Genomic DNA, 17,147 nt, shown 5'->3' on the forward strand with positions numbered 1-17,147 from the left:
GGATCGGGTGCGCCCATGATACGCAACTTGGCTTTTCCGACCTCAACTGCGATCTCGGAATGACACTCCGCCTGTGGCTGGACGACGTGCGGCAGATCGATTGGCGCCTCCATCACCTGGACGGGCAAAAGCGTTGCGCTCTGGCTGACGGCGCCGAATACCCCTTCCTGATATTGATGCCGCCAGCGAAACACTAGGTTGGCATTGACGTCATGCTCACGAGCGATCAACGACACGGAGGCGCCAGGCTGGAGGGTCGCCTCGACGACTTGGCGTTTGAACGCCAGCGGGAAGTTGGGGCGGCGGCCGGTTCGACGGGCTAGGGCAACGGTATCCAAGATAGTGTCCACTAAAAAATGGTGTCCACTATCTTGGCTAATTTGGAGGGCTGTCAGGAGAGGGTGCTGGCCGGACGGTTACCATACAGCCATCAGCCTTGGAACAAGGGTAAGCTTGTCGGGCAGAAAGCCCCGCTCCGAGTCAGAGATATCTGGCAGGCTCCAGCTCGCGGAGAAGACACGGGATCTGGCCCTCTTCAACTTGGCCATCGACAGCAAGCTGCGCGCCTGTGACTTAACCAAGCTGCGAGTACGAGACATAGCCCATGGGGAACATGTGTCGTCACGGGCCATCGTGATGCAGCAGAAAACTCAGCACCCAGTCCAGTTTGAAATCACTGAGCAAACCCGAACGGTTCTGGAGGCTTGGATGCATCAGGCCCTCCTCCGCAGTGAGGACTTCTTGTTTCCGACCCGGTTGCACGGCTCAGATCATCTCTCCACGGGGTTATGCCGAGATAAAGGAAAATCAGGACATTCGCTCTGTAATATTATGATATTGCTATGATTTAAATTTTTTCTGCGTTTCCTTTCCTCGTCCCAAGTTTAGCCGTCTATGCTGAAGGTTTTGCTTTTCCTTGAGGGACGAACTCCATGGCCTCTCTGGAGCGGACAGCCTATCCGAAGCTGCCGGCGAATCTGTCGTCGAAAGAGCTTCATCAGAGCTATTCGCTCTCAGAGTCTGAGCTCCAATGCGTGCGAAACAGATGCCCAATAGCAAAGTTGAGGAGGCGAACTAATGCACATCCCGCCGGTTTCGTTTCGAGTGACACCCTATGGGGACGTCGATGCCAAGGCACTCGATTCTCTGCGCGCGAGCTACGACATCTCTCAATTACTTAACTTGGTGGACCGGCTAGATGCCTGTCTTGCTGAAATTGGTGGGATCGGCTGCATTAAGGACGACTTTTTACATCTACATGCCATGGCCATGACGATATTGGAAGGCTCCCCTCTCGCCGTAGCTACCGCTGATGTTGACAGTATTTGGGAGAAGGCGATCGCCCTTCAAGGGGATATTTCTGCCTTATGTTTTTGCTTGCAAACAGGCTCTAAACACTTGGCTCCTTTGGTAGCACTTGCTCCTGACTATTAGCGGCAAGGGTGCGGATTTTACCCCCCGGAGTCAACATGCTGGTGACAAACGAGTTGTGGCTTGAGAACCGTAGCGTTACGACAACATGGACGTTTGGCTCAACGCTCACAAAATTTGCGTTTGGAGCGTAGGCGCTCCAGGTAGCTGTGGACATTATGCGGATTATTAATGCTGCACCGTGCTCATATCCATCCCCGGGCTCAGGGTTCCTAGCCAAGCGACAAGGCATACTATGACTATTGCAACGGAGAATTCAAGGATCATACTACGTCGTAAAGCATTGACGGCGACGGCATGGTCCCCTTCCTTGATTGAGCGTTCTAACAGTGGACTCAAATGGAATCGATTTAGCGTCGCTAATATAATCATCCCTGCGAAGAGCAAGACTTTCAAAAATAGCAGAGTGCCATAAGTAGTCATCATCACTTCGTCCAGGGTTGGGCCCACGATAAAGAGATAATTCACTACGCCAGTAATGCTTAAAGTCACAACAATTAGCGCGCCAGCTGATTCAAACCCAGTCAGGACTCGGGAGAGAACCCGTATTTCTTGTCCGCCATTTAGTCTTTTCGCACGCAGCAGTAAAGCGAATGCGGCCAGAGCTCCCATCCAACCGCCGGCTGCCAGAAGGTGAAGAATATCGCTAATGAAATGTATATAACGACGATTGCCTTCGTCCATTGCGCCATGCCCTGTCCACGCTAGGGTAGCGAGAGCAATAGCACCGAAGACGGTAACCGCCCAAAGACTGAGGGTTGGGAGGCGCTTGTTAAGTGGGATGGCGATACCTGCCAGCACCAGGGCTGCTATTCGGACCATCCAGGTGAGCCCGACGTCGGTACCAGTTAGAACCATTTCGAAGATGTGATGGTGAAGCTCCATAAATTCTGAAACGCCGCTCATTGCTTTCGCAAGTAACAACATAGCGGCAAGAGACAGAAGTACACCAACAACTGCGGTGCCGAAAAGGAGCGACTCAAAGTTTAAGACAGCGCCGGACACTCGCTCTTTCCCCCGTAGGCTATACAAACCAAAAATGGCCAATCCAAACAGCAGCATGAGGTCCATATAAAGAGCGAAACGAACGGCGATGTTGATTGAGTCGCTCATGGATCATTTCACTTTAAAAGAAAAATTGCCGGTAATGGGATGAGTGTCGGAAGAGACTGCCCGCCATTCGACCTTATAAGTACCTGTGGTTAGCGGAGCGGCGGGCGTGATAACCATCATTTTCGGATCGTCGCCGCCGGCGACACCAGCCTTAACACCCATAGGTGAATTCGGCATACCCGGCATGTCAGTCATGATCAGTTTCGCTCCCGAGAACTGAGTCGTGAGGTTCTCCGAGAAGTGCAGCTCGATCTTGGAAGGTGCCGCAGACGTCGAGCCTTCCACTGGGGTAGAAGACACCAGTTTTGGATGCGCCTGGGCGATAGCGCTCACGAGCAAACCGACGGTAAGTGCAACAGCTACGGTAGTAGTTTTAAAGAATGACATGCAAGACTCCTCACAGCATAAGCTGTTGGTTCGAGGTTGGGTTGGGGAGATCTAGTTTTTACTTCTCAATTCCGATTAAAACCACAGGCAAATACCAAGCGTATGCCGCGTACTTAACCCAGGTTCTGGATCAGAATGATCCGCGTTATAGAGCTAGGACACGATGCCACATGACTGCCGACCATTCGATTACATTTCAGTAAGCTTTACGCATGCCCTCTGGTCCATAATTGAGGGTTGTCGTCGTGGCTTTTTATTTTCCCGATGTGCACTACATTGGCTTTCTCTCTGAAGCCTGTCGGTCAATCCGTCTTGGAGCAAAGGCCGCGCCCCTTGCTCCAAGACGGCGCCTCAGCGAGGCTAGGCCCGTTTCGATCCGGCATTAGGAAATTCCATATGGAAGGCTGTTTTTCGATTGGATGAGGTACACCAGATCTTGCCTTCATGGGCTTCTACGATCGACCGCGTAATTGAGAGCCCCAGTCCAGCATTGCTGGGGCTCCCTTCACGCCGTGCCGGATCCGCGCGATAAAATCGATCGAAGAGCTTTTCAAGGTGCTCGGGTGCAATGGTTTCTCCTGGATTTTCCACGACCACAAATGTCGAGGTATTTCTCTGTTGGATATCGACATTGATGGTCCTCCCCTCCGGGGTGTACCGCAGCGCATTAGAAAGCAGATTCGAGACAGCTCTGTGCAGCATTAGTACGTCGCCCCGAACACTCCCTCCCCCTGAAACCGTCAGGTTGATGCCGCGCTCATCTGCCAGCAGGCGGTAGTATTCGAGCAGTTTCTCCACGACCTCCAATAGGTCTATCGGTTTGTTCTCATGGGGGATCAGGCCGTTGTCAGATTTAGCCAGAAAGAGCATGTCGTCGATCATCCGAGACATACGCTTCAAGTCATCCAGATTCGAATACAGATTGTCTTCGTAGTCCTCAATATCCCTTTTTCTAGAGAGCACCACTTCGGTATGGATCATCAGATTACTGACCGGTGTGCGCAGTTCGTGAGCAATGTCCGCAGAGAAATTTGATAACCGGACAAAAGCATCATCCAGACGTGACAACATCGCGTTGAACGACGACACCATCTGTTGAAGCTCTTTTGGAACAGACGCTAATGGAATGCGCTCTTTAAGTGATTTGGCCGACATCGACGCAGCGACCATGGTCACCTGCCGAATCGGACGCATGCCACTGCGGGCAACCAACCAACCCAGCCCCACACTGACGAGCGCGCTGATCACCAGCCCTATCCAGAACCATCGCTGGAGCGTCTCGAAGAAAAACATGTGCTCAGTAACATCAAAAACCAAGATCACGGTCAGCGGCTTGTCCCGACCGGTCACCATCGCTTGAGCAGTCAAACCACGGAACATCTGCTCTTGGTTCTGCCATTCCCAAAAATTATTGTTGGTGGTCGTGAGGAACTCCTCCGGAACATTGACTGGCCCTGGGTCAGCGAAAAGTAGCCTCCCGTCATCGCCTAGGATGACGGCTGTCAAATTACGGTGAGCCCCGAGCAGAGCCTGTAACTCGGGCTTTAACTCGCCGAATTGATCGGTGCTCTTCAGCTCCCCCAGGATTCTCTGGGTCGAGTGGAGTTTTTCGTTTAGAGCCTCTTGATCCAACATTTTGAAATGATGCTGGCTGAGGTGGTTAAAGCTGACTCCGGCGACGGTGAGCACAGCTGTTACCGCAAGCATGAACATCAGACTCATGCGTGTAGTCAGGGACAGACGGTTCATTTTGACTCCGAATCCGGTGCATCAAGCATGTAGCCCATACCACGTGCGGTGTGGATCAGCTTGACCTCAAAGCTGTCATCAATCTTCGCCCTGAGCCTGCGCACCGCAACCTCGATTACGTTGGTATCGCTGTCGAAATTCATGTCCCAAACTTGCGAGGCGATGAGCGACTTCGGCAGCACTTCGCCCCGGCGACGGAGCAGCAACTCCAGCAGCGCAAACTCTTTGGCCGTCAGGCCTATGCGTTTCCCCCCCCGAATGGCCCTGCGTTTGAGCAGGTCAACCTCTAGGTCGGCCAGTTTCAAATTGGTTGGCGAGGGTGCGCCATTACCGCGACGCAGCAGTGTTCTGACGCGGGCCAGCAATTCAGAAAATGCGAAGGGCTTGATCAGGTAATCATCCGCTCCGAGCTCAAGCCCCTTAACGCGATCTTCAACACGGTCTCGCGCAGTCAGAAATAACACCGGTACATCTTTCCCTGCCAAACGCACCTTCTGAAGCACTTCCCACCCATCCAGACCGGGCATCATGACGTCCAGAATCAGCAGGTCATACGCTTCGCTCAAGGCGTGTTGCAGGGCCTCAGTACCATTGGTGAAACGATCAACGTTGAACCCAGCCTCAGTAAGGCCCTGTTGCAAGTAGATACCTATTTTCGGTTCGTCTTCCGCAACCAACAGTCTCATGGGAGTGGCTCTCAAAGTGATGATGGGGCTGAGTTTGCAACGAATTAGCTCAGCCAACCAGAAACTGACAGAAATGTAATTCTGGCTTCAGGTTGATGTCAGCAAGCGTTGTCTAGGGTTTGCCCATGAACACCGTCAAGTGCTCATCCGACTCTCCAGAGAGAAAAACCCTCAGGAGTCGGACACCATTCCTATCAAGGAGCTGCCCCATGAGCTATCTCAAAACCGTGTTTCTGGCTGGCTCGATCCTGCTCTCGGCCTCGGCATGGGCTGAGGGCGGCGGAGACCGAGTGATGGAGCGCATGGAAAGTATGCGTAATAAAGCGGAAACCGTTCTGATTCAAGCCGAAAAAGCCCCTGCAGGCCAACGCCATGTGCACATGGCAGAGCACATGAAAATGCTTGGCGAGATCATGAGCCAACTCCATCAAGACCATCCCGATGCATCAATGTCGCCCCAACAGCATCTCGCCTGGATGGAGAAGCACGACAAAATCGTCGATGACGTTTTGAACCAAATGCAACGCGAACACAAACTAATGCTTTCAGAAAACCATCAGTAAATATCCTGCTTTCAAGGCTTTTCGCAATTAATTGCGATTACAAACGACGTCGCTTAGACGCCGTTGTTTATTTTAAAAACTGACAGAAATGTAGTGCTCAGGTCAGTTAACTGGTAGCTCAGTCACTTTAATATAGCGAGTGTTTTTCTCGCTCATCCTTGAGGTCACTATGAACGCTAAATTTTTTACCCCTGTTATCGCGACAATGGCTCTATTTTTCGGTGCTACAGCCATGGCTAGTGTGGGGCATGGCAAAGATGACATTGGTCAACCTGGAACCGCTGCCGAGGTTACCCGCACCGTTGAGGTGAAAATGGGCGACATTTTCTTCGCGTCCAAAAACATCAATGTCAAACCCGGAGAGACGGTTCGATTCGTCCTGCGCAACGAAGGTTCGCTGCTGCATGAATTCAATATTGGTAACGCAGCTGCACATGCTGCTCACCAAAAAGAGATGGCAGCCATGTTCCAGAACGGCACGCTCACGCCTATTGGGTCCGGGCAAGCCATGAGCAATATGGGGCATAGCATGGGGGAAATGAAGATGGTCGGGATGGAGCACAACGATCCGAACAGCGTCTTGATCGAACCTGGCGCAACCAAAGAGCTCATCTGGACGTTCGCCAAGAGCACGGGGCTGGAGTTTGCCTGCAACGTACCTGGTCATTACCAATCAGGAATGGTTGGTCAGTTTGAAGTGAAGTAAACGTGGCTTGATCGATATCACCGCCTCAAAGCGAGCGTTGACTACTCTCAGTCGCAGACGTCACCGCAACTTTTGCGAGGACAGTGGGGACTACATCATGACTAACCATCATCATTCGGTTGAAAACGCTCCTTCGTCTTTCTGGAGGAGCAAAACGGGCGTTGTACTGATCATGCTGGTTGCGATTGGTGTCTTTTACCTGGTTCGGGAGCACTTCAGCCATGTTTCGCCTTATTTACCCTATCTGATCCTGTTGATCTGTCCTTTGATGCATTTTTTTGGACATGGCCATGGAGGGCATGGTCGAAATGCTGATCAGGCAGAAACCAACAAGAATGAGGACGGAAAATAATCATGGCCACCAACACGAGCCACCACGACCATAGTCACTCCCATCCATTAAACCCCCAAGGTGAAGGTCTACGTGATCTGGTGTGCGGCATGACCGTCACGGAGCAGTCTGTTCACAAGTTAACGCACGAGGGCCGGCCTTATTACTTCTGCAGCGCCAAGTGTCAGGGCAAGTTTGCGGCAAATCCGCTGCAATACCTCACGCCGGCACCACCGGCGGAGACCGCGCCAGCGGCCGTCGGCACCATCTACACCTGCCCGATGCACCCCGAGATACGTCAGGACCATCCGGGCAACTGCCCCAAATGCGGCATGTCGCTGGAGCCCTTGCTGCCGGAACTCGACGACGATGAGAACCCCGAATTGCGCGATTTTCAGCGCCGCTTCTGGTGGACCTTGCCGCTGACAGGCATGGTCTTTGTTCTCGCCATGTTCGGCCACCGTTTCCAGTGGATGGACATGACCGTGCAGAGCTGGGTCGAACTGGTGCTGTCGATCCCCATCGTCCTATGGGCCGGATGGCCGTTCTTTACGCGCGGGTGGCAGTCCGTGGAGAACCTCAGTCCGAACATGTGGACCTTGATTAGTCTGGGCACCGGTGCGGCTTTCGTCTATAGCGTGGTCGCCACGGTCACGCCGCAGGTGTTCCCGGCCTCGTTCATCTCCATGGGCCGCGTCGCTGTGTACTTTGAAGCGGCCGCCGTGATCATCTCGCTCACGTTGCTGGGCCAGGTGCTCGAACTCAAGGCCCGGTCGCAGACCTCGGCGGCCATCAAGTCGCTGCTGGGCCTGGCGCCCAAGACCGCCCGCCGCATCCGGGAGGACGGCACCGAAGAGGATATCCCGCTGAACCATGTACATGTGGGCGACTTACTGCGCGTTCGCCCTGGGGAGAAGGTGCCAGTGGACGGCGTGGTGACTGAAGGCGGCAGCTCGGTCGATGAATCCATGCTCACGGGCGAGCCGATACCGGTCACCAAGCGCGTGGGCGACAAAGTGATCGGCGCCACGCTCAACACCAGCGGCGCACTGGTGATGCGCTCTGAACATGTAGGCGCGACCACAATGCTGGCCCAGATCGTGCAAATGGTGGCGCAGGCCCAGCGTTCCCGTGCGCCGATGCAGCGCATGGCCGACGTCGTGGCGGGCTACTTTGTCGTCACCGTGATGGGGATCGCCCTGCTGGCCTTCCTCGGCTGGGGCCTGTTCGGTCCCGAGCCGCGCTGGGTGTTCGGCCTGATCAACGCGGTGTCGGTGCTGATCATTGCCTGCCCCTGCGCGCTGGGCCTGGCCACGCCGATGTCCATCATGGTCGCCACCGGTCGCGGTGCAACGCACGGCGTGCTGTTCCGTGATGCTGCAGCGATCGAAAACATGCGCAAAATCGACACCCTCATCATCGACAAGACCGGCACCCTGACCGAGGGGCGTCCGACGTTCGAGCGCGCCGTGCCTGCGCCCGGCTTTGATGCCGACGAGGTGCTGCGCCTGGCCGCCAGCCTGGACCAGGGCAGCGAGCACCCGCTGGCCGAAACCATCGTGCGCGCCGCCCGCGAGCGCGGCATGCTGTTCGACAAGCCCGAGAATTTCGAGTCCGGCTCGGGCATCGGCGTGCGTGGGCAGGTGGCAGGGCGTCAACTGGCGCTGGGCAACACCACGCTGATGGAGCAGATCGGCGTCTCGGTCGCTGCCCTGGTGCCGCAGGCCGAGGCCTTGCGTGCAGAAGGCGCCAGTGTGATGCACCTGGCAGTCGATGGCCAACTTATGGGCCTGCTGGCCGTGTCCGACCCGATCAAAGCCAGCACGCCGGAAGCCTTGGCGACGCTCAAGGCTTCGGGGCTGCGCATCGTGATGGCGACCGGCGACGGCCTGACCACGGCCAAGGCTGTTGCAGCCCGCCTGGGCATCGACGAGGTGCATGGCGAGGTCAAGCCGGCCGACAAGCTGCTGCTGGTGGAAAGGTTGCAAAAGGAAGGCCGCGTGGTGGCCATGGCGGGCGATGGCATCAACGACGCGCCGGCGCTGGCCAAGGCCGATGTCGGCGTGGCCATGGGCACCGGAACCGACGTGGCGATGAACAGCGCCCAGATCACGCTGGTCAAGGGCGATCTACGCGGGATTGCGATTGCGCGCGCATTGTCGGAAGCCACGGTGGGCAACATGAAGCAAAACCTGATGTTTGCCTTTTTGTACAACGCGCTGGGCATCCCGATTGCGGCCGGCGTGCTGTATCCGCTGACCGGCTGGCTGCTGTCGCCGCTGATTGCCGCGCTGGCCATGAGCTTGAGTTCGGTGTCGGTGATCGGCAACGCTTTGCGGCTGCGAAACAGACGCGTATGACTCCGCTGTTTTGGTGGTATCGACGGCGGCGGCTGTCACGGTTAAGGAGGTGAATCACAAGATTCGAGGCGACGTGGCCGGTAATGGCATCCAAGACGGGCCGCCGCAGGCTGAGGCCTGACGATAGAAGTTTTATTTTCTCAATAAGGATTAATCATGATGACAAGTAAAGGTAAGTGGTTTTTAACGGCAATACAGGTCGGGCTGCTGGCCTGGTCCGGCACTACATGGGCCGCTGACAAGGTGTATGTGGCCAATGAGGGCGCTGACACGGTCAGCGTGCTCGATGCCGCGTCGTTCAAGACACTGGCAAGCGTGCGCGTCGGCAAGACACCGCACAACGTGCAGGTATCGCCTGACGGAAAGGTCGTATGGGTGACCAATAACGGCGAGCCTGATCAGGCGGCTGGCTCTGCGCATAAGGAAATGGCCAAAGGTGAACACAGCACGATGGCGACGGTAGGAGCCGTTTGGGCCATTGATACCAGTAGTGACGCGGTAATCGCCAAGGTGCCGGTCGGCATGCACCCGGCCCATGTGGTGGTGTCGCCAGATGGCCGCCTTGCCTACGTCACCAACGGCGGCGACGACATGGTGAGTGTGATTGACACATCGGAGCAGCGTGTTGTCGCCACGATTCCTGTCGGTAAGTTCCCCCACGGTCTTCGCATCAGTCCGGACGGCAAGCAGGCCTACGTCGCCAACCTCAAGGGCGGCACGGTGTCGGTCATTGATACCGCCAGCCAAAAGGAGATCGCGCAGGTGCAGGTAGGCAAGGGTCCGGCTCAAGTCGGCTTCACGCCGGACGGTCGTCTTGTCTTGGTGTCGCTGTCGGAAGAAAACGCCGTCGCCGTGATAGACCCGGCCACGCGCCAGGTGATTCGCAAGGTTGCCGTCGGAACGGTGCCTATCCAGCTGTACGTCACGCCGGATTCGCGCACGCTGCTGGTGGCCAACCAGGGCACGCCGAAGAAGCCTGGCAAAACCGTCAGCCTGATCGACCTGGAGAGTTTCAAGGTCGCCAAGACAGTCGTGACTGGCGCCGGTGCTCATGGCGTGGTCGTCGACCGTGACGGACGGTACGCATACGTTACCAACACCTACGCCAACTCGGTCTCCGTGCTCGACGTGAAGGACCGCAAGGTCACGAAGACCGTACCGGTCGGCAAGGCCCCCAACGGCATCAGCGTGACGCCTTGACGGTTTGACCGTCGCGTGCAGCCCAGGGAGCGAGACCCAAGCCCTGGAAAAAATCCGCGAAGCCTGCAACGACGCCTGCGAGCAGGCGTTTAGCCTGCTGTTTCAGAACCTCGTCATGTTCGACACATAGCGATCGCTCACGAAGTGAATCGGGTAACTGACTATTTATCTCTGATCGCTGAAGGCAAGGGCATCGTTTGGGAAGTGACCGGAGATGCAAAAATCTTGGGAGGTCGTTTGCTGGTGCAGCGTGCAATCACCAATCTGGTGTCTAACGCTGTCCGTCATGCCGCTTTCAATTCAACGGTCACCTTAGCCATCGCTGCAGAAGGCCCAAACGTTACCTTGGCGGTGACCAACTTGGGTGAGTCGCCCCGGCCCATCTGGAGCGGGTCCTTGATCGCTTTTACCGCGTTGATTCCGGCCGTGCGCGCTCCGGTGGGCGGTACCGAGCTCGGCCTGGCCATTGTGTGTTTCATCATGTTGTCCCATGGCGGACAAGTCCGGATGTGCAGCCAAAAGGATGGCGAAACGCCTTTCACATTGGTATTTCCGGCTTTAAAGCAGTCCGGCAAGCCTCGACCAGGAAAAGTTAGAGCAGCTGGGAAATCTCCATTAACGGTTTGATACTGGGGCCGAATCGCCCAATCGTTTCCCTATGCTCTTTAAGTTGGTTGTAGGGAAGATATCGGATGCCCAGCTCGGATACTCGCGAGAAAACGGGTCTCTTGAGTTGCTGTGCAGTATGCGTCCGGGCAACACGTCTTGCGTGATTAAACCGGCTGCCACTTATGCGGAAGCAGCTGCTCGATTTCACTCGCCCGCTGCGTCGGTAGACGCGTGAGAACATCCTTTAGATAGGCGTACGGATCATGGCCATTCAGCCGCGCAGACTGGATCAAGCTCATGATCGCCGCCGCCCTTTTTCCGCTGCGTAACGACCCGGCGAAGAGCCAGTTCTTGCGTCCAAGGGCCCATGGTCGGATCTGGTTGTCGGGTAGTCAGACGCGGTTGCCCGCGTCCAACCCCCTAAGAACCGTGCATGCGAGTTTCCCAGCACACGGCTCAAGCCTCTGCTAAGGCGCCATTGGGCACCCGGTTATACATCGTCGACATTGGCAAATTGCACATCTCGTGGGCAACGCAGGTGGTAAATCTCAAGATTAGCCGCAGCGTCCGTCCCGCCATGACCTAGCTTCACAATATGGCGACTGTGCCACGGTGTGTCTTTGGTCACCGGCTTGAAGCAGGCGCAGCACCTGCCGCCCTGTTGCACCCATACCCGATACAGCTTGGCTCGACCTTTAACGGAAGTGAGCATCTTCTTGCCCCAGCGGGACTCGAAGTACTCATCCCATGCAGGGTCGTGAGGGTTGGCAGCAGCCTTAATCTTGATATGTCGCACAATCGGTGTGTCTGAGGCGTCTACTAGCGTGTACTGACGCTTCCGACCATCGGCGGATTTTTCAGTACACGAGAACACCCAACGGCGCGCCCCTTGTACTTTGAAATACCGATCCTTCACCCATCGGCGTGTCTTGCGAGGGTGGCGACGTACCGCCCATCGCCAGAGCATTTCCCACACTGCGCTGTCCACCTGGTTGAAGACCTTCTTGGCGACGACATGACTGTGATAGTTCGCCCAGCCCCGTAGAACCGGGTTGAGCAAACCTATCAAGTTAGCCTGTCGTATCGTTTTGTTGGTCTTGATCAACTCTCGCAGCTTGGCAAGTAGAGCCCCGATGTTCGCCTTGGACGGCTTGATCAGGAGCTTGCCGTTGTACTTGCGCAGGTTCCATCCGAGGAAGTCGAACCCGTCCCCTATGTGCGTTATCTTGGTTTTTTCCGGAGAGAGGACAAGTCCACGCTCTGCCAGAAATTCAACCACGGCGGGCCTGACTTCATTCTCCAGCCATTCTTTCGAACAACCAGTGATGATGAAATCATCTGCATAACGCACCACGCGCATTTTTCGGGCTGTCCACTTCGCGTTGGGAAATCTCTTCGCCAGCATCGCTTCCAACCCATCCAGCGTCATGTTCGCCAACCCCGGGGATATGATGCCTCCCTGCGGGGTTCCGGCGTGGCTGGGGAATAGCTGCTTTTGGTAGACATAACCAGCCCGGAGCCATTTCTGCAAAATCGCCTTGTCCATGGGAATGTTGGCGATCAACCAGTCATGGCTGATATTGTCGAAACAGCCTTGAATGTCGCCCTCTAACACCCATTCCGCGTTTGCTTTTCGTGACAGCACACCAAAGCACTGTGCGACGGCATCCGCAGTTGAGCGTTCCGGCCTGAACCCATAAGAGTTCGGGTCGCCGGTAGTTTCCGCTATCGGTTCCAGAGCCAGCAGATGAAGCGCCTGCATGGCCCGGCATTTCATCGCGGGAATTCCAAGAGGTCTCGTTTTGCCGTTTTTCTTCGGAATAAGCACTCTCCGAAGCGGGAGCGGCGAGTAACCTCGCCGCGTCAACGACTCTATCGCGCCGAGCTTGGCCCTAGGCGTATTCCAAGTAACCTTGTCCACGCCGGGGGTATTTTTGCCTTTGTTTTCAGACACCCGTTTCACAGCAAATGCCTTGCCACTGAACGAGTGAGTCAGCAGCCATTGCAGGGCTTTCACCTTGTTATGTCTGCCATCTTGTACAGCCTTCACAATACGCGCTTGCAGCCCTCTGACACGACGTTGTACGGCGATCCAATCGATGCTGTCCCACGACGTGCCGGAAGGTGCACACGCCAATGCTGCTGCGTTCATTTGCTCTCCTTCCGTTGAAAGGGTTCTACCTACTCTCGTGTGAAGAGAGACCATGAGGACGTCTGCCCGCTTTCGCGTGAAGTGATGTTTCAACCTCTATCCAACCCATTACAGGACGGCGTTCGCTTTTTCCTCGTTCCTTCGCCCGCACCGCCATGGGCAATTTTTACAAACGGCTTTCCCTGACGGGAGCGATACGGGATTTCCACGTTCCGCTTACTGAAGTGCGTCGGGTTAGGTGCCTGCTATCGACCGGGAGGCATGTGGGTCACGAATGCGTAGTAGAAAGACGCAGTTCCCACCTCCATTACCATTTTGGTTCGAGCGTGTAAGCCATTTCCGCTCGCTTAATTTAACGATCGTTGCGCAGATTCACGTGTGTTCACCATACCAACTATCTAGCACTTGTCCGGCCATGGCTGCCAGAAGGGTACGCCTCTCACGATTGGTACCCCGCACCTTGCGGCGCCTCGTAACATTGTCGAAGGCGCTCTTGATTCAGCCTTCTAGATTCACCCGGTGACACGGGTGGTTCCCACCAAGGGGGAACAACTTCATTAAGCGACTTCGTGTCGCACTTCCGCCCAATTATTATCAATAGGTACGGCCCCGTCATTGAGGTAGCGCGACAGCGCTGCCCAGCGTTTGAGGCTGTAATCAAATGCTCTGCTGATGGCTGAACCTTCGGGCACAAGATCACGCTGGGCGATCATCCAGGCATGCAGCCTATCCATCACTGGCGCGGCTTTTTCTTGCCGTATTCGGCGCCGTAATTCCGACTCCAGGTCACGCACTTCGCTCTCGATTTCGTACAACAACTGGATGTAACGCAGGGCCTGCTCGGCGAGCTGGCTCTTGTTGGTGGCATGCAATTCGAAAAACTTGCGCCGGGCGTGGGCCATGCAGCCGATCTCGGTCACGCCGAGTTCGAAGCTGGCCTTGTAACCGCCAAAATCATCGCAGACCAACTTGCCTTTCCAGCCTTGCAGGAAGTTGCGAGCATGCTCACCGGCGCGGCTGGGGCTGAAGTCGTAGACGACAGCGGCTGTTTCGCAGAACTGGCTGGTGGCGTAAGCCCAAACATAAGAGCGGTGGGTTTTCTTCGTGCCCGGAGCGAGCATCTGTACGGGTGTTTCATCCGCGTGCACGACCTGCTGCCCGATCACTACGTCACGCAGGGCATCGACCAGTGGCTGCAACTGCACGCCCGTAACGCCGACCCATTGAGCCAAAGTGGAGCGTGGAATCGACAAGCCAGCTCGACCAAAAATCGATTCCTGACGGTAAAGCGGAAGATGATCAGCGAACTTCGCGATCATGACGTGGGCAAGTAATCCGGCAGTCGGGATGCCCTTGTCGATAACTTGCGCAGGTACCGGCGCCTGGATCAGCGTTTCACAGTCATCACAAATCCACTTGCCACGAACATGGCGCTCAACGGTAAACACGCCCGGCGTGTAGTCCAGCTTTTCGCTGACATCTTCACCGATGCGTTTAAGCGCACAGCCGCATGGGCAGTGAGTGTTGTCCGGTTCGTGATGGATCAAGGTGCGTGGGAATTCTGCCGGCAACGCAGTGCGCTTGGGCTTTTGCTTTTTCTCAGTTGTCGCTGGCGCGATTTGCAAGGCCTGAAGCTCGGCCTCAATCGCCGCGATATCGGTATCGATCAGGTCATCCAGCAGGCTGGCCTGCTGAGGATTCATCTGCTCGCTACGCTTGGCAAACTTCAAACGCTTGAGCTGTGCGATCTCGTGGGTCAGCTTTTCGATCACCGTTTGATCGCGGTTGATCTTCTTGCCCATGGTTTCGACCGTTCTGCCCATGGTCTCTACCGTCTTGCCCATGGTCTCCACTTGCGACAGCAACTGCGCAGCGAATGCACGCAGTTGGTCGGGAGTCATTTGATCGAGATTGGGCGAGGAAGTCATGCCGTGGATTTTACCAAAGCAGACCGCCTGCGACAGCAAACCAAGACGCTAATTAAAGTTTTTTAAAGCAGTGTAATTACACCGCCGACGCCAACACGTTGCCAAGGTAGGCCGAGCACCAAGGCCTGAAGTTGCTCAGTATCCAACTGCATTTCGCTGCCTTGTCGAAGGCCTGGCCAGTGAAACTTGCCTTGGTTCAAGCGACGTGCAGCCAGCCAAACGCCGATCCCATCATGTACCAACACTTTCATCCGAGTCGCGCGGCGATTGGCAAACAGATAAGCACAGTGCGGCTTCGCCGCACCGAAGACCTCGATCACCCTGGCCAGCGCAGTCTCGGTACCGGCGCGCATGTCCATGGGCTCGGTGGCGAGCCAAATGGCGTCGATACGGATCATCGCAACACGTCTCGAAGGAAAGCGGCGCAGGCAGCAGCACTATCGGTCGGCCAGTTCACTTTGACGGTGCCGCGTGGGTGCAGAATCTCAATGCTGATATTCGATGAAGGTGGGTGTGCCGTTATCTGCATGGGCAATGGGATAAATGCTGGTTGAAGCGCTGAGCTTTTGTGCGCGTGCACTCGAATCCATTTGTGGACGAGGTTGGCGTTGAGGCTATGGCTGAGGGCGACGCCGGCAATCGAAGCGCCGGGTTGGGCACACTCTTGAATGACCTGGGCCTTGAAGGATTTGGAATAGGAACGGCGTGTTGGCTGCATGACATACCCGCTTAAAAGGCTAGAACTGGTGCCCACTTAAATTAAGTGCACACCATGTCCAAGCGTTGCGGGGTTGGGTAGATGACTTGGCCGGACGCATACGCTGTGCAACCTCATCACGGCGATTGTCGGGGGCGACCAGAAACAAGGTGCTGGCGGCTCCTACCTGCGTACCCAGTGCAAGGTCTAGCATGCGTACGATCCCCGACCCTGACGGGTGACGCCTGATTGAGGTGTGCTCGGGGTCATGCCGAGATAAGGGAAAATTAGGACATTAGACCTGTAACTGAATGATTCACTTAGCTTTTTTCAGAAGGATTCGAATCTTGCGTTTTGTTTGTGTGAAATGACGATCCTGTCGGCTTTCCGGCCTCAGTCAGCCCTTGGGTTGCGCGCTCCAGGTAGACGGTGTTCCACAGCGCTACCGGGCCAGCGGCCTCAGCCTGGTAACCGCCGCGATTGTGCTGTGGAACACCGAAGACGGCATCACTCACTGATTTTAATTGTTATGCCATAACATCCTGTTCGGCCTGTATGTTGACGGCAATCCGTGAATTCTGCTTTTAGCGAGCCTTTCATCGAATGTCGGGAACAATCCCAGCTATCCCTGTGTTTTCTTCAATCCTTTCAGACGCATGTTCGCCCTTTGGACAGCAGCCATCTTTTCGGGCCGCTTCATTCGTTTCCATTTCCTAATGTCTTCCTTGCTTCGCCCGCAGCTCACACAAAGATCGCCACTTAGCTGGCAAACTGAAATGCATGGACTTTCGATTTCTTTAGCCATCGTCAATAACCCTTTGTCACGCGTGATTGCGCCAACCGCTTCTGCCAATCGCCACCATGACTTCGTTGGCACTCCTCCTCAGAGTCGAACCGTACATTGTGGTCTGATGGGCGCAGATCAATGTTTGCGCCGTTCAGCGCCATGGCAGTCAGCTCAAAGATGCGCACCTTCTGCGCGCTAGACTGGGCAAGCTTTTTGTCTGCTAACGTTTCGAAAACCCAGATCACTTTTAGAGTTTCAGGAAGCGCGTTTAAGTCAGCTTCGTGGGTGAGCCAGGAAAAGCCTTTGATTTCAGATTTTGCCGTTTCGCAAGCTTCGGTGAGAGTTGCAATTAAACCGCGTTCGATCCGCGCAAGTTCACGTTTGCCTAAGGGCATTGCGGGCTCCTTTGGAGGCAATAGATGGGGGGCGCCCTGCAACGGGCGGGTTC

17 protein-coding genes and 3 pseudogenes are annotated in these 17,147 nt (G+C 55.6%); 8 read left to right on the top strand and 12 right to left on the bottom strand.

From position 1 onward, the window contains the following. Positions 1-338, bottom strand: a 338-nt coding sequence (gene tnpA / locus INT12_RS31890) for an IS66-like element accessory protein TnpA (RefSeq protein ID WP_193058813.1), incomplete at its 3' end; no start/stop codon positions are given. 66 nt (positions 339-404) lie between these two features. On the opposite strand from tnpA (INT12_RS31890), the pseudogene INT12_RS07915 reads away from it, so the two are divergent. Continuing rightward, positions 405-783: pseudogene (locus INT12_RS07915) on the top strand (integrase); the annotation flags it as partial. Positions 784-1,077: 294 nt separating this feature from the next. Continuing rightward, on the top strand, positions 1,078-1,434 hold the full coding sequence (tnpC, locus tag INT12_RS07920; protein WP_115128413.1) for a Tn3 family transposase post-transcriptional regulator TnpC: 357 nt from the start codon (positions 1,078-1,080) through the stop codon (positions 1,432-1,434). Positions 1,435-1,599: 165 nt separating this feature from the next. Here the strand turns inward: tnpC (INT12_RS07920) and copD are convergent, their stop codons facing one another. The 4 genes from copD to INT12_RS07940 form a co-directional block, all read right to left on the bottom strand. After that, complete coding sequence (copD, locus tag INT12_RS07925; RefSeq protein ID WP_193040106.1) at positions 1,600-2,544, bottom strand: copper homeostasis membrane protein CopD; 945 nt, start codon at positions 2,542-2,544, stop codon at positions 1,600-1,602. A gap of 3 nt (positions 2,545-2,547) precedes the next feature. Then, positions 2,548-2,931 carry a copper homeostasis periplasmic binding protein CopC gene (gene copC / locus INT12_RS07930; RefSeq protein ID WP_048388142.1) on the bottom strand — a complete coding sequence of 128 codons (384 nt, stop codon included), beginning with the start codon at positions 2,929-2,931 and terminating at the stop codon, positions 2,548-2,550. Between the two features lie 360 nt (positions 2,932-3,291). Beyond that, entirely contained in the window at positions 3,292-4,680 is a 1,389-nt protein-coding gene (locus INT12_RS07935; protein ID WP_115128415.1) for a heavy metal sensor histidine kinase, read from the bottom strand. After that, positions 4,677-5,366 (bottom strand): heavy metal response regulator transcription factor, encoded by a 690-nt coding sequence (locus tag INT12_RS07940; protein ID WP_115128416.1) that lies wholly within the window; start codon positions 5,364-5,366, stop codon positions 4,677-4,679. The genes INT12_RS07935 and INT12_RS07940 overlap by 4 nt, the downstream gene beginning before the upstream one ends. A 209-nt stretch (positions 5,367-5,575) precedes the next feature. On the opposite strand from INT12_RS07940, the gene INT12_RS07945 reads away from it, so the two are divergent. From INT12_RS07945 to INT12_RS07970, 6 genes are all read left to right on the top strand, one after another. Beyond that, a complete protein-coding gene (locus INT12_RS07945; protein ID WP_092239348.1) occupies positions 5,576-5,929 on the top strand; it encodes a co-regulatory protein PtrA N-terminal domain-containing protein in 354 nt (117 codons plus the stop codon). A 169-nt stretch (positions 5,930-6,098) separates the two neighbouring features. Beyond that, entirely contained in the window at positions 6,099-6,635 is a 537-nt protein-coding gene (locus tag INT12_RS07950; protein ID WP_092239346.1) for a plastocyanin/azurin family copper-binding protein, read from the top strand. A 97-nt stretch (positions 6,636-6,732) separates the two neighbouring features. Then, a complete protein-coding gene (locus INT12_RS07955) occupies positions 6,733-6,987 on the top strand; it encodes a DUF2933 domain-containing protein (RefSeq protein WP_092239429.1) in 255 nt (84 codons plus the stop codon). Between the two features lie 2 nt (positions 6,988-6,989). Next, positions 6,990-9,326: a heavy metal translocating P-type ATPase gene (locus INT12_RS07960; protein ID WP_115128418.1), complete on the top strand. Its 2,337-nt coding sequence runs from the start codon at positions 6,990-6,992 to the stop codon at positions 9,324-9,326. Positions 9,327-9,482: 156 nt separating this feature from the next. Then, entirely contained in the window at positions 9,483-10,526 is a 1,044-nt protein-coding gene (locus INT12_RS07965; RefSeq protein WP_092239342.1) for a cytochrome D1 domain-containing protein, read from the top strand. Positions 10,527-10,670: 144 nt separating this feature from the next. Then, positions 10,671-11,153, top strand: coding sequence for an ATP-binding protein (locus INT12_RS07970; RefSeq protein WP_169850845.1), 483 nt, complete (start codon positions 10,671-10,673; stop codon positions 11,151-11,153). Between the two features lie 146 nt (positions 11,154-11,299). On the opposite strand, the pseudogene INT12_RS07975 reads toward INT12_RS07970, so the two are convergent. From INT12_RS07975 to INT12_RS08005, 7 genes and pseudogenes are all read right to left on the bottom strand, one after another. Continuing rightward, a pseudogene (locus tag INT12_RS07975) lies at positions 11,300-11,521 on the bottom strand (transposase domain-containing protein); the annotation flags it as partial. A 104-nt stretch (positions 11,522-11,625) separates the two neighbouring features. Then, entirely contained in the window at positions 11,626-13,287 is a 1,662-nt protein-coding gene (gene ltrA, locus INT12_RS07980; protein WP_024073359.1) for a group II intron reverse transcriptase/maturase, read from the bottom strand. A 578-nt stretch (positions 13,288-13,865) separates the two neighbouring features. Then, positions 13,866-15,215: pseudogene (gene tnpC, locus INT12_RS07985) on the bottom strand (IS66 family transposase); the annotation flags it as partial. A 62-nt stretch (positions 15,216-15,277) separates the two neighbouring features. Beyond that, positions 15,278-15,613 (bottom strand): IS66 family insertion sequence element accessory protein TnpB, encoded by a 336-nt coding sequence (tnpB, locus tag INT12_RS07990; protein WP_034139925.1) that lies wholly within the window; start codon positions 15,611-15,613, stop codon positions 15,278-15,280. Beyond that, positions 15,610-15,933, bottom strand: a complete 324-nt coding sequence (gene tnpA / locus INT12_RS07995; RefSeq protein WP_186352298.1) for an IS66-like element accessory protein TnpA — start codon at positions 15,931-15,933, stop codon at positions 15,610-15,612. The genes tnpB and tnpA (INT12_RS07995) overlap by 4 nt, the downstream gene beginning before the upstream one ends. A 601-nt stretch (positions 15,934-16,534) precedes the next feature. Further along, complete coding sequence (locus INT12_RS08000; RefSeq protein ID WP_092239337.1) at positions 16,535-16,717, bottom strand: DUF1289 domain-containing protein; 183 nt, start codon at positions 16,715-16,717, stop codon at positions 16,535-16,537. A gap of 2 nt (positions 16,718-16,719) precedes the next feature. Beyond that, positions 16,720-17,094 (bottom strand): hypothetical protein, encoded by a 375-nt coding sequence (locus INT12_RS08005; protein WP_092239335.1) that lies wholly within the window; start codon positions 17,092-17,094, stop codon positions 16,720-16,722. Between the last annotated feature and the right edge of the window lie 53 nt (positions 17,095-17,147).

Origin of the sequence: Pseudomonas sp. K8 (genome assembly GCF_014889455.1) — a bacterium.
Lineage (GTDB): Bacteria > Pseudomonadota > Gammaproteobacteria > Pseudomonadales > Pseudomonadaceae > Aquipseudomonas > Aquipseudomonas veronii.